The organism is Campylobacter concisus, assembly GCF_050447445.1.
In the GTDB taxonomy this organism is placed as follows: Bacteria; Campylobacterota; Campylobacteria; order Campylobacterales; family Campylobacteraceae; genus Campylobacter_A; species Campylobacter_A concisus_BI.
The window spans coordinates 624,542-646,886 of the sequence record NZ_JALMFW010000001.1; the positions used below are offsets into that span (position 1 = coordinate 624,542).

Sequence of the window (22,345 nt, forward strand, 5' to 3'; positions counted from 1 at the left end):
GGTTGAAATTTCACGTTGAAGCGCCTCAACTTGATCTAGCAAATCATTTATGCCAAGGGCGACTTCATACATCTCGTCCTTTTCTCCAACATTTACAATGCGAGGCTCTAGTATGCCATTGCTTGCCGATTTGACAACACTTAAAATCTCATTTATTGCATTTGATTTTTTCTTAAACATATCTAGAACCTTTGTAAGTTGTTTATAAATTCATCATAGCTTGTTGATTTTTCTTCTAAGAATTTTAATAAATATTTTTTAGACGCTTCAATACCGCCATCTCGTTCTAGCTCAAGTAGTTTTGCATAAAGTGGTTTTATGGTCTCTATTGCTTTTGCGTTTGGCTTACGTCTAACAGAATAGTATCCAACGATATTATCTTGCTGATCAAGCGAGGCTGTGATATTGCCAAATACCCAGTAAAATCCACCATTGAGAGTTTTATTTTTAATAAAGGCAAAAATTTCCTCTTTATTTTGTATGCGTTCCCAAAGTAGCTTAAAAATAACTCTTGGCATATCAGTGTGCCTTATTATATTGTGCGGTTTTCCCAAGAGATCACCTTGTTTTACTCCTACGATATTTAAAAAAGGCTCGTTGCAATAAGTGATCCTTCCTTTTGTATCCGTTTTTGAAACTAAAAATGCGTTCTCATCAACGCCATATTCTTTTTCTATAGACAATTTTACTCCTTTAAATGTTGATTTAATTTTTAACAGCTTTTGCCATATCCCACATTGGCATAAATATACCAAGGGCGAGCAAAAGCACCATAGCTGCGATAAATATTAGTAGTATCGGCTCAATATAGTTTGAAATATTATCAATAATATCATTAAATTTTACTCTATAATAATCAGTAACTTTTTGTGTCATATCATCTAAGCTACCACTTTGTTCGCCAGCGCCTATCATTTGTATAAGCATACCCTCATAAAGCCCAGTTTGCCTAAAGGCCTCGGTTAAGCTTATGCCGCGACCAACCAGTACTTTTACAGCAGTTAGCTTATTTCTTATGTCTTGATTTGAAACAGTTACAACGGCAGTATCTAGCGCATCAGCGATAGGAAGTCCCGCGCGAACAAGCTCTGTAAAGATTAGATTAAATCTACTCATATTTGCAAAAAATATTATCTTGCCCACAAGATAGACTTTTAGTAGATATTTATCGACCTTATCCCTAAAATTTTCATCATTTGAATATTGCCTTTTTAGCAAAAAAGCAAATGCGACAAGAACAATTATTATGTATATACCGTAATTGCTCATTATGTATTCAATGTTTAGTAAAATTTTAGTAGGAAGAGGGAGGTCGGCATTAAGCTGGCTAAAAATTTCTCGAAATTGTGGAACAACTGATGTCATAAGCACAATAAAAGCCAAAATTATAGAGCATATTACGGTTATTGGATACCTTATAGCTTTTTTAAATTTTTGCTGGTTATCCCAGACTTCTTGCAAGATAGAAGCTAGCTTTGATAATGCGTCAGCCATGTTACCAGTACTCTCTCCAAGTCTTACCATGGCGACAGTGACATCGCCTAGCTCTTCTTGAAAATTTTCTATACTTTGAGTTAAGCTTGCACCTTGATTTAGGTCTTCATCTAATGTTTGAAATATTGTTTTTAGCCTTTTATCCTCAGTAGCATTTGCTGTCTCTTTTATGCCATCATGTATTGATATACCAGCATTAGTCATAACGCTAAGTTGCCTTATGGTAGCGACTAGAGCTGGAATTTTTACTTTCGAAGAAGAGAAAATTTTGTTAAATTTTTCTTGCAAGTCCAAAAAATCATTGTTGATACTTGAGACCTGAGTTTCTTTTATCTTTACTATCATACCTTGAATATTTGCACGATTTTTTACATCATTTTTGCTATTAGCCTTTAAGCTCATCTTTTTGCGTTTGCCATCTTTTATATATTCTATTTCGTAAAATTTCATATCTTGGCAACTCTATATACTTCTTCGATTGTTGTTACACCATTTGCTGCGCGTATAACGCCATCATGGAACATATCTATAAAGCCTTCGTCATAGGCGGCCTTTTTAAGCTCTTCTTTTGAAGCGTTATTTGCTACGATACTTGCTATGTGATCACTGATAGATAATATTTCACTTATCATTTCACGCCCTAGATATCCGGTTTGTGAGCAGTGTTGGCAACCTACGCTTTTATAAAACTGATAATCTTCAGGAAGAAATTTCTTAATCTCATCAAGAGCTTTTTGAGATAGCGTGACTTTTTGTTTGCAATACGGGCAAAGCTTTCTTACAAGCCTTTGAGCCTCAATGCAAACTAATGCACCACTTACTAAATATGGCTCAATGCCCATATCAACCATACGAGGTAAAGCACTAATAGCATCATTTGTATGAAGCGTGGAAAAAACTAGGTGACCAGTTAGTGCTGCTTGAATCGCGATCCTAAGCGTCTCTTGATCTCTGATCTCACCTATCATGATAATATCTGGATCTTGCCTTAAAATAGAGCGAAGAGCTGAGATAAAAGTAAGCCCAGCCTTCTCATTTACATGTACTTGTTGGATCATATTTAGCTGATACTCGACTGGATCTTCAACAGTGATGATCTTGGTTTTTACACTTTTTATGTCATTTAATGCACCATAAAGCGTAGTCGTTTTTCCAGATCCTGTCGGACCAGTAACTAGGATGATGCCATAAGGTGCTTTCATGCTCTTTTTAAACTTAGCAAAGTTATCTGGATGCATACCAAGGTCTTCAATGTTTATGATAACTTTTGATTTGTCCAAAATTCTTAAGACTATGCTCTCACCATTTAAGATAGGTAGCGTAGAGATACGAAAATCGTACTCTTTGTCTAAAATTTGAGCTGAAAACCTACCATCTTGCGGGCGGCGGCGCTCCGCGATATCCATGTTTGAAAGTAGCTTCATTCGGCTTACCATCGGCGGATAGATATCTTTATCAAATATAAATGTCTCACTTAGCATACCATCTATCCTGCTTCTTACGATACAGTTTGTCTCGGTTGGCTCGATGTGAATATCGCTCGCTCTGCTTTGAATAGATGTTTTTAAAATTATCTCAATTAGCTTTAAAATTCCAGAGCTTTCTGTGCTTTGCCCTTGGCTGCTAGAGCTTGAAAGCTCTTTTCTGATCTCTGTAATAACGTCCTTTATGCTTTCATTAAGAGCTATTTTGTTTATATATTTTTCTATCTGGGCTGGATCGGCGCAAGCTACTTTTAATAGCTTTCTGTTAAATAAATTTTGAACTTTATCCTGAATGATCACGTCAAAAGGATTTTTAAAAGCAACATAAACGCTTATCTCGTCTTCTTTTACGGGTATGGCGTTATATGATTTTAGCTGCGAGGTGCTTAGTTTTTCACTGATACGGTAGTCGATATCTATATCATCAAGATCAAAAAATGTGATTTTAAATTTATCACATACATATTGAATAAAGCGCTTTTGATCTATCTGAAGACTAGTCGAAATTTCATCAATGTCAGTGTGTCCTCTTCTATAAATATCAGATAGAATTTCAAAAAAAATCTCTTCTTCTAGCATATTTTCTTCAAGCAAAATAGCCAAAAGACTTTTTTCGTTTATCTTTTTTATCTCTATAATCTTTAAAATTTGCTCATCATTTAGTTTATTAAGTTGCTCTAATGTTTTAAGTGTTAAATTTTCTAAATTATTCATCTCTTCTCTTTATCTATATTCAATCTGCGAAGTAAGATCGTCATTTTTAAAAATTTTTAAAATCATTTTTGCAAAATTTGAGCCAGCGATTGCACTAAGCTCATATCTTGTATCTGAATTTGGCTCTTCAAAAATAAATACGCCAAGCTCCTCAACGTATTCTTTTTTGACAAATTTATCAAATATAAATGAAAGAATGTAATCGCTCTTTGGAAGCCTAATATAGCTTATATCAGCCCCATCCAAGATAGCATGAAGCAATAGCTTTTTTTTAAGCAATATATCAGCAAAATATGCTGCATTCTCTCTTGAACTTTGTGTTTTTGATAGTTTGCTTGCTGGAAGAGCGAGCCTATCTATATCATTTGTTTTTAAGCAAGATATGCCAAAGATATTAAGAAATTCTTCATTTTGTGAATCTTTTAAAAGATCTTGTATTTTTTGATTACAAATTTTAGGATATTCAGCTTTTTCAAAATAACTTTTAATGTCAGCCGCCCCAAGTGCAAAGGCATTTAATGATAAAAATATAACAAGTAAAAATTTCACAACGTATCACTTTTTATCTTATTTATTAGCTCATTTATTTCTGGCTTATTTTTATTTTTATTATATTCTTCTAATGCGCGCAAGGCATCATCTTTTTGTTTTAGCATATATTTTGCCTTAGCAAACATGACCCAAGACTCCTCAATGCTACTATCTAAATTATTTGCTGATAGTGCCCATTTTATAGTGTCGATATATCTTTTATCTTGATAGCATTTTCTTGCTATTTTAAGGGCGATTTCTGGATTTTTGCTTTTATTAAAATTTTCTTTTAGCATAGAAATTTCATTGTTTTCACTTGAAATTTGAATATCAATTTTTGGCTTTGCCTTTGGTTCTAATTCTATTATCTCTTCATTTGGTAGAGGCTGTTCATTTTGTATATTTTCATTTTCAGTTGGTAAATTTAGCTTTAGCCAACCGCCACTACTTCTTTGTTTTTTATCTGATGCCTGCTCTTTATTGTCTTCATTTAGCTTTATAGATTGTTCTAGCTTTTTGGCTATTTTCTCGGCAAGCTCATCTTGCTTCTTATCTGATTCAAATCTCTCTTTTGCCTGCTCGCTTTTTTGTTTGCCATCTTCTAAAATATTTTTGCTGACATTAGTTTCAGCAAAGGTTATATTTTTTTCTTTTATATCTGTTTGTATTGTCAAATTTTTCTCAATTAAAGTTGGAGTATTGGTTGTCTCTTTTTTGTTTTTGGCGTTTGAGAAAAATAAAAAAATACCAAAGATAAAAGCAATTAGCAAGATCGTAATTATCAAAAGACCTAGCTTTTTATGTGACAACAATTTTAAAAGGCTATTTTTATTCTTTTTTTCGTACTCTTCATAGAGCTTTTCTAGCCTTTGAATTTCTTGTAATTCAAGCATGAATTATTCCTGTATCAAGTGCAGACATTGTCAAAATTTTAATATTTGCGTCCTCGCTACTTAATTTTGATGGCTGATTTTGTTCGTAATATTCACAAATTTCATAAAATTTATACATAATTTTATTTAGTGTGCGTAGATTTCCGCAACAAAGCTCATAGGCTTTGTCATAGTCTTTTTTCTGAAAATTTAGGTATTTATCGTAGCCTTTTTGTCCTATTTTTCTTTGCAAATAAACTATGATTTCATTCGTGTTTGCACTTCCAAGCTCTATACTCTCCCAAATTCTAGTTTGAAAATAGTCCTTTGCTAACACATCTTCATTTTCAGTTTTATGAATCGTAAATAGAAATTTAAATAATCTTGTATCGGCCATCAGCCTTATTTTTTCGATCAATTCAGTAGGATAAAGTTGCGCTTCATCCAAGATAACGACTATTTGGTTTTGTAAAATTTCATCTTTATTTTTAAATTCTTTTGAGTAGTGTGCAACAAAACTTTCAAAATTATTTATATTATCAAGCTTATTTCCGTATATATCTTCACAAAGAGCTTCTATAAAAGTAGCCTCGCTAAAAAAAGGATGCGGGAAAAAAATTAATTTTTTATCCTTTTGAAGATCAGAGGCTATCTTATTTAACAAAAAGGTCTTTCCACTACCAGGCTTGCCATAAAAAAGTATAAGCTTTAATGGCTTTTTTAGAGCCGAGACGATCTTATTGTAACAAGTGATTGAGTTATCTAGGTTAACAAAATCAGCTACTTCATCTTCGTTGATAAAGATATCTTTTATATCTGTATAAATATTCTTGTTATTCATAGATCGTTTTAGAAAAACCTAAGTCTTTTAATGATTGATTAAGTGACTTTTTTTTGTCAAAATCAACCACATGAGGAGTGATGACAAATATAAGCTCTGTTGTTTTTATATTGTCTCTTGTACTTTTAAAGACACCACCTATAAGGGGGATATCAGAAAGAAGAGGTACAGAAGTATTATTTTTACCCTTTGTCTGACCTATTAATCCACCAAGAATAATAGTATCACCGCTATCAACTTGAACAACAGTTGAAAGCTTCTTTTGTACTGTATCTGGAGCAATCTCTCTTAACGCATTTTGTCTTGTGTCGTCTTCAGCGTATTTAAAGTTACTAAGTGATGGATTGATTCGAAGCATGATTTTATTATTATCAGAAACTTCTGGTAATAAATTTAATAATATGCCTATAAAAACAGAGTATTGTTTATAAGTAGTTGTCAGCCTATCACTATTGCTGTTTCCATTATCGGTCTTTTGTTGAACACGGTAGTTTATGTTATCGCCAACTGAGATTAGTGCTTGTTGATTATTAAGTGTTGTTACTTTTGGGCTTGATATAACCTTTGTCTTTCCATTTGTCTCAAGAAAATTTATCATTCCATCAAGGCTAAAATTTAAATTAGCTGCGATATTTAATGTACGTCCAAATCCATCACTTAGGCTATTTCCTTTATTTGTCCAAGTAGCACTTGAGCTCGGATTATTTCTTGAATTACCAATGTATGTATTAAATCCAAGTTCAAATTTACTCCAATCGACGCCTTGCTTATATTCATTATTTAATTCAACTGAGATAATAGAAACATCAATAATTACTTGTTTTTTTAGTCTTTTTTGCATTTCATCTATATATTTTTCGACTCGCTTAAGTTGAGAAGGAGTGGCCGTAACAGTGATAAGGCCCGCATTTTGATTTATGATAGGATCAGGCGCTGTGATATGTTCGCTACTATTATTTAAAATAGCTTTAAGCTCAGCATCTAGTTTTTCCCAAAAGTCAAACCTTTCAGTAGTTTTTATAAGGTTGCTTGAGCCTTGAGAACTATCATCTTGGGAATTATCGCTACTACTTGAACCACTAGAAATTTCAGATGGAGTGGCATCCACTGAAGCTTGGGTGACAGCAGTTCCTTCTCTAATAGAAGTTATATAATCTAGTTTAAAAATTTGAGTTTTTAAAGATGAAATTTTTAATACATTATTTGAAAACTCGTAGCTTAAATTTTTCTCACTTAAAAGTAGGTCAAAAACTTCGCTAAGACTCATATTTCTGATATTAACGCCAAAAACTTTATCTTTTAGCTCTGTTTTGCTATAAGTGTCCTTTGCAACAATACTAAAGTTACACATCTCTGAAAGCTGATTTAACACATCTACTAGCGCAACATCATCTGAAATTTTCATATTAAAATTCTTGCTTAAACAACTACTCTCATTAGCACTAGCATAATTCATATTTAAGCAAATGAGTGCACCCATTATTAATATTTTATTTAATCTTAATCTCAACATTTTTACTTCCATTTTTTAAAATTAGCTCTTGTTTCTCATCGCCTTTTACTAAAAAAACACTGTTTCTAGTAATGTTGGCTATTTTGTAACCATCAACAATATCACCGACAGCATACCATTTGGAATCAATATTTGCTTTGTTTAATAAAATTGCTTTTAAACTAAGCCCTTTTGAAGCCTGAGTGATAATTGATAAATTTTGATCTGTTACCGTCTTGATAGGTTCTTGCTTAAAAGGATTTTTTATGCTCGAAAGCTCAATATCACTAAGACCGCTTCTTTTTTCCTTTATTTTTTCAAAAATTTTATCATAAGAGTCCATTTCCTCTTGAAGCTGATTAGCAAAAGCAATATTTAAAAATAAAAAAGCCAATAAAATTTTTATTTTCATTAGTATTTCATCCCCCAAACAGATATTGAGATCTTAGCGCCAAGCTCTTTTTGGGTAGAATTTACATCCATTTTATGAAGATCAACTACTAGCTTTGATTCTTCAAGGCCATTTATATATGAAAGCATATCTTTAAAACCTCCCAAAAATGTCAAGTCAATATTTAAAATTTGCTCAATCTTTTGGAAATTTGGCTCTTTTATATCACTTTTTAATTCTAAAATTTTTATATTATTTTGCTTTGCTAAAGATACGATGTTGTCTAAAAAATTTGCCCAATTTTGATCGTTAAATAATAAAAACGATAGTTCTTTTAGCTTTGAATCAAAATGAGCATTAAAATTTAAAACACTAGAGTATTTGCCTTTAAGCGTTTCAAGTATTTTGGACTCTTCATTTATTTTAAAATTTTTATCCCCGCTAGGTGAGCTGGTCGATCTTAAATAATCTCTTGTTCTTGAAAGATCATTGCTAATTTTAGTATGCGAATTAAATCTTTCATCATAAAAATCTTGCGACGGATCAAAGCAAAGCATATAAACAATATAAATAATAATTAAAGCTGAACCCAAAAAAATTATATTTGTTTCGCTTTGTTTTTTTGCGTCAAAATACTTATCTATTTTACTTAAAACGTCTTGTCTCATTGTCTAATCTCTATACTTATATTGCTTTCATACTCGTTGTTTTGCCTATCTTCTTTAATTTTTTTTGTATTTACTGAATATTTAGGCATCTTGCTGATATCTTTTATTAGCTGTGTAATCCTTTTTTCATTATCGCTAACAACTGTTACTGTTAAATTTTTATCGTTGTTTTTAATATTTGTTATAAAAATGCTATTGTTGTTTATCATATCGGTAATCTCAAAAAGATTTAAACCTTTCATTACGTAATGATCTTTTTTATTTTCAATTTCTTGAAGCAACCCTTTTCTAAAATTTAACTTCTCTTCCTCTTTGTCAGTTAATCCTTTTATATCATTTTGCTCTTTTTTTAGTCTTTCAAGAGTACTTCTTATTTGTTCTGCTTGTGCATTAAGCACATCAAGCTCATCGCTTAGTCTTTGCGAATCTGCCTCTAAAATACTGCCAGCTATATAATTATAAAGTGGATAGGACATGCTTAGGCAAAAAGCAGCAGCACATGTCAGTATAAATTTACCACTTTTTCTTTTTGTGAATGGATCAGGTCTAAGCAAATTTGAGAAGTTAAAATCAGCATTAAAGGCCTCTTTTTTATAAAAATTTGCATACAAAGCCATCATGTTATATCGTTCACTAATGGCTAAATTTTTAGAATTTATTACAGTGCTTGTATTTAATTTCGTAGCATTTGTGCCGAGCTTTGTATTGATAAATTTTTCAAAACGCTCTATTTTATAGTCGCAGTCAATATAGATATTTTTTATATTTATGCTATAAATTCTATTGACAACATTTATCGTGTCATTTACGTAAAATATATAGTCCTCAAAAACAGTATTTAGATCGTAGCTAAAGCCTTCTTCATTGCTATCTAAAAGTCCTCTTGTCTTTAGGATATCCAAAAAGCTTACTAGGCTTACTCTTTCGCCACTTTGCTCTATAAATTTATCTTTTAGATAATTTAGTGTGTATCTTAAACCTCTTGATGTAAGGTATTCTCCATTTACATAAATGCTTATAAATGCTTCATCGGCCCTAAATGTCAAAAAACAATCACTCTGAGTGCTAGGAAGCAAGCCTTTTTTATATATAGCACTATATAAAAGTGGCTCTACAACGACATAATCTATAAAAGGCGCTCTTTTAGAAATATTTTTAAAAATTTTATTTATAGTTTCGTTTGTAGCAATAAAAACATTAAAAATTCTATCTTCTTTTTCAACATTGCTTTCAAAATAAACTATTTTATAGTCAATCGCAGGATCAAGAGAGAGCTCTTCGTAAATTTTGATAGAGATATTGTTTTCAATATCCTCATCATCTATTGTTCTTGAGATGTTTATGGTAGCTGTTATTATATCTTTGTACTCGATGTAAGATATAAAAAAGTCTCGCTTTAGAATATTCTTTGAAAGACTTAGCGTATCGACATTGCTATTAGAAAATCTAAAACCTTCATATTCATAAGGATCTAGCGTAACGATTGGATTATCGTTAATTTTTCTAAGCTTTAACATAAAAATTTACCTCATAATGCTCTAATTGGGCTGTATTTTAATATTTTTAAAATAAAAAATCAATATCCAATTATTTTATTAAGGCTCTTTTCTTCTTTACTCCAGCCTTTTTTAACGATTACATCGAGCTTTAAAAAGACCTTTGTTCCGGTTAAATTTTGTATTAACTTTCTTGCAAAAATTCCTATTCGTTTTATCGTTTCACCATTCTTACCGATGATCATACTTTTATGAATTTCACGCTCAGTGATGATGCTCGCATAAATTTCAGTTATGCCAGGTTTTTCTTTTACGCTTTTTATGATCGCATCGCTAAGATATGGGATCTCATCGCTTAAATTTTCATAGATCGCTTCAAGTATAAATTCTCTAAAAATTTCTTTTTCATTTGTCGGAGTAAGAAATTCCGGATCGTAAAAATACTCATGCTCTGGCAAAAGCTTACAAATTTCATCAAGAAGCGGCTTTTTATAGGTTGGCTGCTTGGTGCTAAAGGTAAGCAAAGCTGTAAATTTATCTTGAAATTTTTGATATTGGGTGATCTTTTCTAATACTTTAGCGTTTGAGCTCTCATCGACTTTGGTCAGAACTAAAATATGTGGTTTTTCAGGATTTAGTGCCAGAAATTTCTCATAGTCGCTTGTGTCATCATGAATAGGCGCTAAAAAGACGATTAGATCGCAATCCCCCATCGATTTTATAGCTTGGCTAATTAGCAGTTGATTTATCGCCTTGTTGCTCTCGTGAAGTCCCGGTGTGTCGGTGAATATGATCTGATCTTCACCATTCATCACGATGCCATTTATCTTTCTGCGAGTTGCATTTTGCTTGTGTGAAACGATGGCAATCTTTTCGTTTAGTAGCGCATTTAAAAATGAGCTTTTGCCAGCATTTGTGCGTCCTATGATGCTAACAAAGCCCGATTTCAAAGTATATACCTCGCTAGATCTTGATCTTCGACCACGTCTTTTAGGCGCTCTTTTACGAGTTCTTTTGTCACATTTATCTTCTCGCCGCTCTTTTCGCTAGCCTCAAAGCTGATATCTTCTATCACGCGCTCGATCACTGTGTGAAGGCGTCTAGCACCGATATCTTCCATCTTTTCATTTGCTACATGAGCGATCCTTGCTATCTCTTTTATCGCTTCATCGTCAAATTCTAGCTCAACATTTTCGGTTGAGAGTAGGGCGATGTATTGTTTTAAAAGCGAATTTTTTGGCTGAGTTAAAATTTGATGAAGCGCGTCTTCATCAAGGCTATCAAGCTCGACTCTTAGTGGAAAACGGCCTTGTAGCTCTGGAATGAGATCGCTTGGTTTGCTTATGTGAAAAGCGCCAGCTGCGATAAATAAAATGTGGTCTGTCTTTAAATTTCCAAATTTAGTATTTACATTTGAGCCTTCAACTATTGGCAGTAAGTCTCTTTGTACACCTTCTTTGCTAGGGTCTTGCCTGTTTGAGCTACCTGAGCCAACGGCTACTTTATCGATCTCGTCTATAAAGATGATGCCCTCGTTTTCAGCTCTTCTTAAAGCCTCTGTTTTTACGCTCTCAAGGTCTAAAATTTTATCATTTGCCTCGCTTTGAAGGGCTTTTTTAGCGTCTTTTACCTTCATCTCTTTTTTGATGTTTTTACCACCGATGCCAATTATTTTTATAAAGCTCTCTTGCATCTGAGCCATATCAGGTGGCACGTTTGAGCCAGCTTCAAGAGGATTTTGCTGCACTTCGATCTCGATACTTAGCTCGTCAAGCTCACCATTTCTTAGTCTATTTAGCATTTTATCGTAGCTCTTAGAGTACTCAGCTTGCTTTTCTTCGCTAGCACCCTTTGGAAGTGGAGGAAGTAGCTTTGAGACGATCTTTTCTTCGATGTAGGCGTTTATCTTATCTTGATTCTTTTCGCTTTGCTCATTTTTAACGAGATTATATGAGGCCATAGCAAGGTCTCTTACCATACTTTCGACATCGCGACCTACAAAGCCAACTTCAGTGTATTTACTAGCTTCTACCTTGATAAATGGCAGCCCCATCATCTTTGAAAGACGCCTTGCGATTTCTGTTTTACCAACGCCAGTTGAGCCAATCATCAAGATATTTTTTGGCATGATGTCATCTTGCAGGCTCTTTTCAAGCTTCATGCGACGATAGCGGTTGCGAAGTGCGATCGCTATGATCTTTTTGGCGTCCTTTTGGCCGATCACATAGTCATCTAAAAATTTAACAATTTCTCTTGGTGTTAAGTTCATTTTCTCTCTTATTCTAAAACATAAGTTTTGATGTTTGTATTTGTATAGATGCAAATTTCGCCAGCGATCTTGAGGCTCTCTTTAACCAACTCCTCTTCATCAATATCAGCAAATTTATCTAAGGCACGGGCCGCTGAAAGAGCGTAGTTGCCGCCACTTCCGATCGCTGCTATCTTGCCATCTTCTGGCTCGACAACATCTCCAGTGCCACTAAGTAAGAAAATTTTATCCCTATCAAGGACAAGCATCATCGCTTCAAGCTTTCTTAGATACTTGTCTTTGCGCCACTCTTTACTAAATTCTATCACCGCCTTTAGCAAGTCCCCCTTTGTATGCTCTAAATTTTTCTCAAACATATCAAAGAGGTTAAACGCGTCTGCAGTACTGCCAGCAAAGCCAGCTAGGACTTTGCCGTTGTGAATTTTGCGAATTTTTACGGCATTACCCTTTAAGACGGTGTTGCCAAAGCTCACCTGTCCGTCGCCGCCGATGACTGATTTGTTTTTGCCTTTGTAGGCTAAGATGGTTGTTGCATGAAACATCTACTCTCCTTGCACATCAACCTTCAAGCTCGCATTTATCGAGTGTCCAAGCTTTACATGAACGTCATAAAGGCCGACTGCTTTTAGGTGAGCGTCCATATCGATCGCTTTTTTCTCAACAACTAAATGATGCGTTTTCTCAAGCTCTGCCGCGATCTCCTCTTTTGAAACTGAGCCAAAAAGCGAGCCATTTGCGCCAAGTGTTTTTTTGATGACGACTGTCACTTTTGCAAGCTCTTCTTTTAGTTTTTCTAAATTTGCGATCTCGTATTTTAGCTCTTCGGCCTTTCTTTTTTGAGCTGCTTCATATTGACGTAGGACATCTGGAGTAGCTGCTTTTGCAAAGCCTTTGCCGATTAAGAAGTTATTGCCATAGCCGTCTTTTACCTCTTTTATCTCGCCAGCTTTACCAAGTGCTTTTACATCTTTTATTAATAATACTTTCATTTCTTTCCTTTTTAAATTTTATTTTTTAGTCAAATTTTCGCCCATTTTTACGTGCGATGATGAAGCGAAGCGCATTTAGTTTGATAAATCCCTCTGCATCTTTTTGATCATAAACGCTATCTTCCTCAAATGTGCAGTACGCCTCGCTAAATAGATTATCATCTTTGCTGTTTCTGCCAAGGATGATCACATTACCTTTATAAAGCTCAACTTTTACAGAGCCATTTACGTGCTCTTGGCTCTTGTCGATGAGCGCTTGGAGCATATTTCGCTCAGGTGACCACCAGTAGCCGTTATAGACTAGCTCGGCGTATTTTGGCATGATTTCATCTTTTAAATGAGCAGCACCACGGTCAAGCGTGATGCTCTCGATCGCTCTGTGAGCTTTTAGCATTATTGTGCCACCTGGAGTTTCGTAGCAGCCGCGGCTCTTCATACCAACTGAGCGGTTTTCTACTATGTCAAGTCTGCCGATGCCGTGTTTTGCCCCAAGGCGGTTTAGCTCGGTTAAAATTTCAGCTGGGCTCATTTTTTTGCCATTTATGCTAACCGGATCGCCTTTTTCGTAGCCGATCTCGATGATTTCGCTCTTATCTGGGGCATTTTTAGGGTCAACGCTCCATCTCCACATATCATCTTCTGGTGCGTGGCTCGGATCTTCAAGCACTAGACCTTCGTAGCTGATGTGAAGTAAATTTGCGTCCATTGAGTATGGGCTCTTGCCTGGTTTTTTGGTGATATCTATGCCGTTTTTCTCAGCGTATGCTAAGAGCTTTTCACGGCTATTTAGATCCCACTCGCGCCATGGAGCGATGATAGTTAGATTATCGCCAAGTGCGTAGTATCCAAGCTCAAAGCGAACTTGGTCGTTGCCTTTGCCTGTTGCTCCGTGACTCACGCCATCAGCGCCAACAAGCCTTGCGATCTCGCTTTGTCGTTTTGCTATTAGTGGGCGCGCTATCGATGTGCCAAGCAGATACTCACCCTCGTATACTGCATTGGCTCTAAACATTGGAAATACATAATCACGTACAAATTCTTCTCTTAAATCTTCAATAAAAATATTTTCAGGCTTCACGCCAAGTGCTAGGGCTTTTTTGCGTGCAGGCTCTAGCTCCTCGCCTTGGCCAATGTCAGCTGTAAATGTGACTACTTCGCAGTTATATTCATCTTGAAGCCATTTTAAAATGATGCTTGTGTCAAGTCCGCCAGAGTATGCTAAAACCACTTTTTTTACGTCTTTTTTCATAGCTCTTCCTTTTGTTAAAATGGTCGTATTTTAGCCTAAATTGATTAATTTTTAATAAACTAATTTAATAAATAATGTAAGTTTTTTCTTAGAAAATTTTATAAAAAAGATTACTATTTAAAATTATGATAATTAATATTGTTTTAAAAGATACTTTGTTAAATTTCAAACTTTTTCAAATTAAATTTTTAAAAGGATAGTCGTGAGAAAAACAAAATTTATTGCCATTTGCCTTAGCGCTTGCGTGGCAAATTCGCTCTTTGGAGCAGAGTATAAAGACAATAACGAAACAAGGCTTGATGGCGTTGTAGTAAGTGCGAGTGGCTTTTCGCAGCAGATCAAAGAAGCACCCGCGAGCATAAGCGTGATAAGTGGCGATGAGCTTACAAAAGATAGCTTTACCTCACTTCACTCAATCGCTCAAAAGGTACCAGGCGTAAATGTCGTTGGCGGCGAAGACGGGGCAGCTAGCGGTATCTCGATACGTGGCATGGAGAAGTCTCAAACGCTAGTTTTAATTGATGGTAAAAGAGTAAATTCAAGCAGCGCAAATCCAAAGGGCGGAGCAGGGGATATGAACTCAAATTTCATTCCACCAGCTGAAGCGATCGAGCGTATAGAGGTCATCCGTGGTCCTATGAGCTCGCTTTATGGTAGCGACGCAGTTGGTGGCGTGATAAATATCATCACTAAAAAGGATTTTTCAAAATTTAGTGGCAATGTCGGCATCTCAACCACGATAAACACTCACAAAGGCATAGGTGATGGTAGGCAAGGCGACTTTTATCTAAATTTACCTCTTTATAAAGACCTTTTTGCGCTTCAGCTTTGGGGTTATAAAAAGCTAAGAGATGAAGATGGCTACATCGGTGGCTATCAAAAGAGCGATAAGAGAAATTTAAGTGCAAAGCTTTGGATCACGCCAGATGAACATAATAAATTTTTTATCCTTGGCTCAAACGAAAGGCATGATTATTCAAAAACGGTTGGCAAATCAGCCGATCCAGACCCAAGAAAAAGACCATTAGATAATTATGACTACGAGAAAAAGAGCTATGGCGTGGGCTATCTTGGTGAATTTGATAGCCTAAATGCCGATATCAGCTACATTTATGATGAGACGCAAAGAACGAGCCTTTTTGACAAATTTATACCAGCAAAAGCCAAAAATCACAACTTTAACTCTAAATTTACAACGTTTTTTGGCGCACACACTCTAACTTTTGGCTATGACTTTAGCAAACAAAATGTCGGCACGACCTTCATCGTCTCAAACGCCTCAAGAAACGGCTTAAAAGATCCAAAGACCTACTCGATGAGCGAGCATGCAGGATTTATCGAGGATGAGTGGCAAATTTTAGAAGAGAAGCTATTTTTAACGCTTGGTTCAAGGCTCACGCACAACGAATTTTTTGGTAACCACCTCTCGCCAAGAGCCTACCTAGTCTATAATGCCACAGATACGCTAAGCTTAAAAGGTGGCGTAGCAACTGGCTATAAAACGCCAAATGTCAATCAAATCTCCCCAGAAGTAGGCACTATTCAAAATGCTTGGAGAATAGTTGATTTTGGAAACAAAGATCTAAAGCCAGAAAAAAGTATAACTTACGAAGTTGGTGCATATTATGACAATCAGGCTGATTTTAGAGGCTCGGTAACGCTTTTTAGAAATGAGTTTAAAGATAAGATCTTAGACACTGATGGCAGTAACGTCAATAAAATTCCTGCCTTTGGCACTTGCGCAGGTGCACCACACGTTAATTGTCCTGGCTGGGGAACTTACTTTAACATAGAAGGTGCAACTGTTTGGGGAGTGGAGTTAAGCGGAGACTATGACGTTCTTTCAAATCTAAATCTAAGCTCAAACTACACCTATAATAAGTCAAAGATAAAAACTGGCAACCCAACGATAAATACGCCAAGAGGCCCTATAAAATTTAGTGAGACAAATCTTGGTAGACTTGATGCAAAAAGCCTTACAGCAACGCCAGAGCACGCATTTCATGCAACACTTGCTTATAAGCCAATTAAGAGCGTAAAAACATTCTTCACCACAAACTATGAGAGTAAGCTTACTAGCGTGAAATTTGGCCCTGGCAACAAAGTGAGTGAAAATGACAAAAATTTACTCACATTTGATACAGGTGTAAGCTGGGATGCAAATAAACACCTAACACTTAGCCTAAATGCCTACAATATATTTGATAAAGTAAGATACGATGAGGCGCTAGCAGACGACGGCAACTACTACTGGTATCCGCAAGAGGGTAGGAGATTTTGGTTTAAGGTTGCTGCAAAATGGTAAGAGCGTTTAAATTTTTGCTTTTTACGCTTGGTGTGGCACAGACTTTGCACGCAGGACCAAGCCAAACGCCTGATCCACTTAGCCAAAAAGCTACTAGTAAATTTGAAATTTCAACCTTTAAAATGAGCACAAATGATGAAATTTATAAAATTTTCACAGCCAAGCTGAAAGGGCAAAAAGAATTTAAAAATGTGCTCTATCTACTGGATGCAAATGCCCAGTTCAACATGATATTAAATGAATTTGATGGCTCTTTTGCCCCACTAATAATAGGAATAGGATATGACAGCAACAAAAGCTACGAAGTAGAAAAACGCACAAGAGATCTCACGCCAAAGGCAAAGGGCGAGGAGTTTAGCAAAGGTGGTGGCGCTGATGCGTTTTACCACTTTTTAACTAGAAATTTAGTGCCACTAATTGATGAGAAATTTAACGTGCAGGGCAGTCAAAAAAGCCTTTATGGACACTCTTTTGGTGGGCTTTTTACACTTTATGCCTTGCTTAAAAATGAGGGCGTATTTTCAAATTTCTTTATCGCTTCGCCATCTCTTTGGTGGGGCGAGTCTGAGATATTAAAACAAAACGTGAGTGAAGGTAAATTTAAAGAGAAACTAAAGGCTAAATTTGTTTTTCTTAGCGTTGGCGAATTTGAAAAAAGAAAAGGTAAAACCAACAAACCTGGCATTTTAAAAACAAGCGATCTAGCTCAAATTTTAAAGCAAAGTGGCATAAATTCTCACTTTGAGCTTTTTAAAAATGAGACGCATGGCAGCGTCATACCTCTAAATTTAAAAGAGCTTTTAAAATATCTGAAGGATTAAAAATTTAAGGCTATTTTTGTTAAAATTCGTCTCATGAGAGTAGATAAATTTTTAAACGTAGTAAATATCACCAAAAGGCGTGCTGTTAGCGAAGATATGTGCAAAAGCGGCGTTGTGAGCATTAATGGCGTGCAGGCAAAAGCGGCCAAAGATGTAAAGATCGGCGATGTTATCACCATCAAATTTCTAGCTCGTGAGGCGAAATATGAGGTGCTAGCGATACCAACTACAAAAAGCATACCAAAAAGCGCTCAGAGCGAATACGTGAAAGAGCTTTGATGGTTTTTGAGCTTTTAGAAAATGAGCTAGATCAGCTTGTGAGGGTGCTGCCAAAAAGTGGAGTGGTGCTACTAAGTGGCGATCTAGCAAGTGGCAAAACGACGCTTGTAAAGGCGATCATTAAGGCTTGTGGGATAGAAGAGAGCGTGACGTCGCCGACATTTTCATTGATGCAAATTTATGGTAAAGATATCTACCACTACGACATCTATCAGATCGGATTTGATGGGATGGCCAAAAATGGTCTTTTTGAAAATTTATTTGAAGAGGGACTTCACTTGGTAGAGTGGGGCGATGAAAATTTAGAAAAAGCTTTAAAGAAAAACGGCGAGAGCTATACGATGATAAAAATTTCTCCTAGCAAAAATGGCAGAAAATACGAGGTTATAAGTGCATAAACTAGAAGTAAAAGATCTAAAAAAGACGATTAAGAAAAGTGAGATCATAAAAGGCATATCTTTAGAGGTAAATAGTGGCGAGGTGGTGGGGCTTCTTGGACCAAATGGTGCTGGAAAGACGACTACTTTTTATATGATCTGTGGGCTCATCTCGCCAACTAGCGGAGATGTTTTTTTAAATGACGAAAAGATCACAAATGTTCCGCTTCACAAAAGGGCACACCTTGGTATTGGCTATTTGCCGCAAGAGTCAAGCATATTTAAAGAGCTAAGTGTCGAAGAAAATTTACTTCTTGGGGCTGAAATTTTAAATCAAAGCGAAGAAGAGATAGCAAAAAGAGTAAATGAGATGCTAAATATGCTAAATATCGAGCCTATTCGCCTAAGAAAGGGTGTTAGCCTAAGTGGTGGCGAGCGTAGACGCTGTGAGATAGCTAGAAGCCTCATCATAAAGCCAAAATTTTTGCTGCTTGATGAGCCATTTGCAGGCGTCGATCCTATCGCAGTTAGCGACATCCAAAGTATTGTTAGAGACCTTAAAAAGCTAGGTATCGGCGTTTTGATAACCGACCACAACGTTCGTGAGACGCTAGCTATTTGTGACAGAGCTTATGTCATCAAAGACGGCTCGCTTCTAGCAAGTGGCAGTGCGAGCGAAGTAGCAAATAACAAGCTCGTTAGAACGCACTATCTTGGCGAAGAATTTAAGCTACTTGAGTAGATGATGCTAAGGCAAAAGCAAACTTTAGCGCCAAAGATCAAACTAAACCAAACACTGCGAAGCTGGCTTCCCATCCTTCAAAGTGGGCTTGATGAGCTAAAAGAGACGCTTGAACCTTTTATAAAAGACAATCCATTTGCCACGATTGAACATAAAAATTTAGAAAAAAGCGAAAAAAAACGAAATTTTTTTGAGCAGGTCAGTAGAAATTCTGTTACTGAGAGTATCGAGGCTTTAAGTATTTACAAAGAAAGCCTCTATGAAAAGCTAATTAGTCAAATCAATCCGCCACTTTTTCCCACGCAAAAGTCTCAAGATATCGCATATAAGATCATTGAGTGCTTGGATGATGAGGGCTATTTTTCTTATGATGATGAAATTTTTGCTGGCTTTAATGAGAGCGAAGTAGAGCGGGTTAGGGCGAGATTTGCCTACCTTGAGCCATGTGGAGTGGGCGCAAAAGATGTGAAAGAGAGCTTTTTGTTTCAGCTTGGCGAGGCAGAGGTGAGTGAAGAGATCGTAGAGTGCACAAGAAAGATCATCTTAAATTTTGAAAATATAGAAAAGCTTAGAAAGCTCAAATTTTATGACGATGCGCTAAAGATCATAAAAAAATTTAAAAATCCACCAGCTATTGAGTATCTAGAAGAGGCTAGTCAAAAAGTACCTGACATATTCGTACTAAGCACTAGTAGTGGTGTGAGTGTGCAGATAAATGACGATTACTATCCAGAAATTTTGATTGATACCGAGGGATTAGACGAAAAAGAGGCCTTTGTAAGCTCGCGCATAAAAGAGGCGAGCGAGCTCATAGATGCCCTTGAAATGAGAAAATCAACGCTTTATAAAATAGGGCTCATGATAGTTGAGTATCAGTATGACTACTTCTTGGGCGGTGATATAAAGCCTATGAAGCTAAAAGACCTAGCAGACGAGCTTGGACGCAATCCGTCAACCATCTCAAGAGCCATTGCAAATAAATATCTAAGCTGCTCAAGAGGCACGGTCGCACTTAAAAATTTCTTTTCAACTGGCTTTGACGAGGAGACCTCAAACGCTGCGATAAAGGAATTTTTACTAGAGCTTATTAAAGGCGAAGATCATAAAAAGCCACTTTCTGATCTAAAAATCCAAGAGCTCATACAAGCTAAATTTAACATCCAAATCGTTCGCCGAACCATTACAAAATACCGCAAAATTCTAAACATCGGCAGCTCAAGTCAGCGAAAAAGAGTCTATCAGATAAACGGCTAACTACCACTCATTTACAGCAAAAAGTATGGCCTTGCGCATCTGCGTAAAAAGCTCGTTACTAAGCTCTTCGTACTCTTTACCACGTTTTTTATATTGTGCCATGCCCGCTGCATCGTCGTTCCAAGAGCCCATACCGCCAAAGACATCAGCCAAGCTTGCCGCAGCAAAAAGGGCTAAATTTTTCTTTGGCATAAGCGGTGCATTAAATATCTTTTGGTCATCATTGCTTGAAGATCTAAGTGATTTTAATGCCCTGCGAAAACACTCACCAAAATTCTCACACTCTATCTCATCTGCAAAGGCTGCTATCTTGGTAAGTATGGCCATAAAAGCCTTTGTGTTGTCGCTAAAATTTTCTAAATTAACATCTTTTTCAAGACCAATTTCTTTATATATTATGTCCCAGCCTCTTTGATCTTTGTTGTATTTCCAGTAGGGCACAAAGCAGCTTATGTGCTCTTTAAAAATACAAATGATCGATTTTGCGGTAGAGTTTGAAAAGCTAAGCAATAAACGTTCATCTGATGAGCCAGTTAAATTTGCAGTAAGTCTTACATCGCTTAATCCAAGCTTTAATGCGTGCTCAAACCACTCATTTACGCCATTTGCCCTATGGCCTGAGAGAAAGTGAAAATTTATACTATTTTCGTAGCTAGTGCCATTATATAGGATAGAAGAATTTGACTTTATGGCCTGCTTTGCGGCAACAATAATGGCGCATATATTAAACATTTCACCATTCATTTTCGCTCTCTTTAATAGCCCTTGTGGCAAGCCGTGCTCTAGCCAACCATCACAAAATTTTCTTGATTTTTAAAGTATGGTTTTAGGCCCTCATAAGCAGATTGAATATTTTTAAATTTCTTTGCATATTCTTCTTGTATGAGAGGATTTTTGTTGGCGTGTCTGTCCGGGTGATAGATATTTACGAGTGAAAGATAGCTCTGCCTGATAGTTTCAAAGTCATCATCTTTTTTGCAACCTAAAATCTCAAAATTTTCCTCAAGCAAATTTGCAAGCACAGAAAATCTGCTTACAAATTTAGATGAGCTTTTTATTTTTATACCTTGTTTAAAGGCTTTGTAGTTTTTTTCATCATAGATAAAATTTACGCTAAATTTTGGATAGTTTCTTTTGTAGAGCAGTTTGTTTAATGTGTTTATGTCGTTGTCATTTGAGATGGTGATATTTAAAAAATCATCATTTTTGCTAAAAGTAACATTGCTTTTTACTAGACTCTCGCTGATGTAGCTAGCAAAATCTCTGCAAAGTGTATCTTTTAGTTCAAATTTGACTTCATTTTTTACAAAATTTACGTTTAGGCTAATGACTGGAGTTAGGGTATTTTTTTGAACAAAGCCAAGCTTTATGGTTTTATAGTTTGCAAAACGAATATCGAGTTTATCATCACTTTGCTTTTCATAAAGTTTTTTTATAAATTTTAAAAAGCACTTGCGTTGTGGGATCTCGCTCTCTTCGTAAAACGAAATAACCTTATTTTTATTAGATAAAATTTTTGTAAAATTTCTGCTTATCATATCTCTAAGCTCACGAAACAAAGCGTCATTATCAGTTAAAATGCTTAGAGATTCTAATGTTTGCGTAACTTTCATTGCCTACTCCACATAAAATATTACATGTTTTAGCAATAAGCATTCCAAATTTATATTTTTCTTATATCTTGGCCTTTAATGTAATCTGCAAATTCGTTTTTTAGCTTATTTTCTTTATATGAGATCGCCTCTTCTTTTGTATGAGAAACGACTTCTTTTTGAGTTTTTTTGATCTCACCTTGCTCTTTAGTAAGTTCTTTTTTTATCTCTTTTAAACTATCGAAAAAATCATTCATCTTTGCTCCTTTTATTTTTATTGGATTTTACTAAAACAGTTATAAAATTAAAATGAATACAATTTTTCTTTAAGGAAAGTTTGGCTAATATCTCGACTTAACTTTCTTGTGCGCTCGTAGCTCAGCTGGATAGAGCATTTGATTGCGGTTCAAAAGGTCAGAGATTCGAATTCTCTCGGGCGCACCATCTTTTTAATTCTTAATGACAAACTTCATGATTTTTATAGT

The 22,345-nt window shown here is 35.7% G+C and carries 24 protein-coding genes and 1 tRNA gene; 7 read left to right on the top strand and 18 right to left on the bottom strand.

All coding sequences use genetic code 11. The features are described from left to right. Positions 1-182 precede the first annotated feature (182 nt). The 15 genes from MTT30_RS03275 to MTT30_RS03345 are packed head-to-tail and all read right to left on the bottom strand — an operon-like array spanning position 183 to position 14,490. The gene (locus MTT30_RS03275) at positions 183-683 is read right to left on the bottom strand and encodes a PAS domain-containing protein (RefSeq protein ID WP_085657368.1); all 501 of its coding nucleotides are present in this window, start codon (positions 681-683) and stop codon (positions 183-185) included. Between the two features lie 22 nt (positions 684-705). Next, positions 706-1,944: a type II secretion system F family protein gene (locus MTT30_RS03280; RefSeq protein ID WP_429800971.1), complete on the bottom strand. Its 1,239-nt coding sequence runs from the start codon at positions 1,942-1,944 to the stop codon at positions 706-708. Next, positions 1,941-3,692 (bottom strand): GspE/PulE family protein, encoded by a 1,752-nt coding sequence (locus MTT30_RS03285; RefSeq protein WP_054196613.1) that lies wholly within the window; start codon positions 3,690-3,692, stop codon positions 1,941-1,943. The genes MTT30_RS03280 and MTT30_RS03285 overlap by 4 nt, the downstream gene beginning before the upstream one ends. 9 nt (positions 3,693-3,701) lie before the next feature. Beyond that, positions 3,702-4,241 carry a hypothetical protein gene (locus MTT30_RS03290; protein ID WP_429800972.1) on the bottom strand — a complete coding sequence of 180 codons (540 nt, stop codon included), beginning with the start codon at positions 4,239-4,241 and terminating at the stop codon, positions 3,702-3,704. Beyond that, complete coding sequence (locus MTT30_RS03295) at positions 4,238-5,116, bottom strand: CDC27 family protein (protein WP_429800973.1); 879 nt, start codon at positions 5,114-5,116, stop codon at positions 4,238-4,240. Before MTT30_RS03295 ends, MTT30_RS03290 begins: the two co-directional genes overlap by 4 nt. Next, positions 5,109-5,936: an ATP-binding protein gene (locus MTT30_RS03300; RefSeq protein WP_054196616.1), complete on the bottom strand. Its 828-nt coding sequence runs from the start codon at positions 5,934-5,936 to the stop codon at positions 5,109-5,111. Before MTT30_RS03300 ends, MTT30_RS03295 begins: the two co-directional genes overlap by 8 nt. After that, on the bottom strand, positions 5,929-7,449 hold the full coding sequence (gene mshL, locus MTT30_RS03305; protein ID WP_429800974.1) for a pilus (MSHA type) biogenesis protein MshL: 1,521 nt from the start codon (positions 7,447-7,449) through the stop codon (positions 5,929-5,931). Before mshL ends, MTT30_RS03300 begins: the two co-directional genes overlap by 8 nt. Beyond that, positions 7,427-7,840, bottom strand: coding sequence for a hypothetical protein (locus MTT30_RS03310; RefSeq protein WP_167496254.1), 414 nt, complete (start codon positions 7,838-7,840; stop codon positions 7,427-7,429). The genes mshL and MTT30_RS03310 overlap by 23 nt, the downstream gene beginning before the upstream one ends. Then, the gene (locus MTT30_RS03315) at positions 7,840-8,487 is read right to left on the bottom strand and encodes a type 4a pilus biogenesis protein PilO (RefSeq protein ID WP_429800975.1); all 648 of its coding nucleotides are present in this window, start codon (positions 8,485-8,487) and stop codon (positions 7,840-7,842) included. The genes MTT30_RS03310 and MTT30_RS03315 overlap by 1 nt, the downstream gene beginning before the upstream one ends. Further along, positions 8,484-10,004, bottom strand: coding sequence for a C4-dicarboxylate ABC transporter (locus MTT30_RS03320; protein ID WP_429800976.1), 1,521 nt, complete (start codon positions 10,002-10,004; stop codon positions 8,484-8,486). The genes MTT30_RS03315 and MTT30_RS03320 overlap by 4 nt, the downstream gene beginning before the upstream one ends. Before the next feature lie 59 nt (positions 10,005-10,063). Continuing rightward, positions 10,064-10,933, bottom strand: a complete 870-nt coding sequence (era, locus tag MTT30_RS03325; RefSeq protein WP_429800977.1) for a GTPase Era — start codon at positions 10,931-10,933, stop codon at positions 10,064-10,066. Beyond that, positions 10,930-12,252 (bottom strand): HslU--HslV peptidase ATPase subunit, encoded by a 1,323-nt coding sequence (gene hslU, locus MTT30_RS03330; protein WP_429800978.1) that lies wholly within the window; start codon positions 12,250-12,252, stop codon positions 10,930-10,932. The genes era and hslU overlap by 4 nt, the downstream gene beginning before the upstream one ends. 8 nt (positions 12,253-12,260) lie before the next feature. Continuing rightward, positions 12,261-12,794: an ATP-dependent protease subunit HslV gene (gene hslV, locus MTT30_RS03335; RefSeq protein WP_021084582.1), complete on the bottom strand. Its 534-nt coding sequence runs from the start codon at positions 12,792-12,794 to the stop codon at positions 12,261-12,263. Next, positions 12,795-13,241 (bottom strand): 50S ribosomal protein L9, encoded by a 447-nt coding sequence (gene rplI, locus MTT30_RS03340; protein WP_429800979.1) that lies wholly within the window; start codon positions 13,239-13,241, stop codon positions 12,795-12,797. A 25-nt stretch (positions 13,242-13,266) separates the two neighbouring features. Beyond that, positions 13,267-14,490, bottom strand: coding sequence for an argininosuccinate synthase (locus MTT30_RS03345; protein WP_429800980.1), 1,224 nt, complete (start codon positions 14,488-14,490; stop codon positions 13,267-13,269). Between the two features lie 202 nt (positions 14,491-14,692). Between MTT30_RS03345 and MTT30_RS03350 the strand changes: the two genes are divergently transcribed. Genes MTT30_RS03350 through MTT30_RS03375 form a run of 6 tightly spaced genes read left to right on the top strand, consistent with a single transcriptional unit; the run spans position 14,693 to position 20,268 of the window. Further along, positions 14,693-16,795 (top strand): TonB-dependent receptor domain-containing protein, encoded by a 2,103-nt coding sequence (locus MTT30_RS03350; RefSeq protein WP_429800981.1) that lies wholly within the window; start codon positions 14,693-14,695, stop codon positions 16,793-16,795. Continuing rightward, on the top strand, positions 16,789-17,616 hold the full coding sequence (locus MTT30_RS03355; protein WP_429800982.1) for an alpha/beta hydrolase: 828 nt from the start codon (positions 16,789-16,791) through the stop codon (positions 17,614-17,616). Before MTT30_RS03350 ends, MTT30_RS03355 begins: the two co-directional genes overlap by 7 nt. A 33-nt stretch (positions 17,617-17,649) precedes the next feature. Further along, complete coding sequence (locus MTT30_RS03360) at positions 17,650-17,895, top strand: RNA-binding S4 domain-containing protein (RefSeq protein ID WP_429800983.1); 246 nt, start codon at positions 17,650-17,652, stop codon at positions 17,893-17,895. Next, a complete protein-coding gene (gene tsaE, locus MTT30_RS03365) occupies positions 17,895-18,293 on the top strand; it encodes a tRNA (adenosine(37)-N6)-threonylcarbamoyltransferase complex ATPase subunit type 1 TsaE (RefSeq protein WP_429800984.1) in 399 nt (132 codons plus the stop codon). Before MTT30_RS03360 ends, tsaE begins: the two co-directional genes overlap by 1 nt. After that, complete coding sequence (gene lptB, locus MTT30_RS03370) at positions 18,286-19,014, top strand: LPS export ABC transporter ATP-binding protein (protein WP_103559271.1); 729 nt, start codon at positions 18,286-18,288, stop codon at positions 19,012-19,014. Before tsaE ends, lptB begins: the two co-directional genes overlap by 8 nt. Positions 19,015-19,017: 3 nt before the next feature. Beyond that, the gene (locus MTT30_RS03375) at positions 19,018-20,268 is read left to right on the top strand and encodes an RNA polymerase factor sigma-54 (RefSeq protein ID WP_429801804.1); all 1,251 of its coding nucleotides are present in this window, start codon (positions 19,018-19,020) and stop codon (positions 20,266-20,268) included. Here the strand turns inward: MTT30_RS03375 and MTT30_RS03380 are convergent, their stop codons facing one another. From MTT30_RS03380 to MTT30_RS03390, 3 genes are read right to left on the bottom strand one after another with little or no spacing between them, the layout of a single operon-like run. Next, entirely contained in the window at positions 20,269-21,012 is a 744-nt protein-coding gene (locus tag MTT30_RS03380; protein WP_429800985.1) for an RNA polymerase subunit sigma, read from the bottom strand. It abuts the gene before it with no gap. Positions 21,013-21,050: 38 nt separating this feature from the next. Continuing rightward, positions 21,051-21,881 (bottom strand): adenylosuccinate lyase, encoded by an 831-nt coding sequence (locus MTT30_RS03385; protein ID WP_429800986.1) that lies wholly within the window; start codon positions 21,879-21,881, stop codon positions 21,051-21,053. Positions 21,882-21,931: 50 nt separating this feature from the next. After that, positions 21,932-22,117 (bottom strand): hypothetical protein, encoded by a 186-nt coding sequence (locus MTT30_RS03390; protein WP_429800987.1) that lies wholly within the window; start codon positions 22,115-22,117, stop codon positions 21,932-21,934. 110 nt (positions 22,118-22,227) lie between these two features. Here MTT30_RS03390 and MTT30_RS03395 point away from each other — a divergent pair. After that, positions 22,228-22,304 (top strand) — tRNA-Arg (locus MTT30_RS03395). Positions 22,305-22,345: the final 41 nt, after the last annotated feature.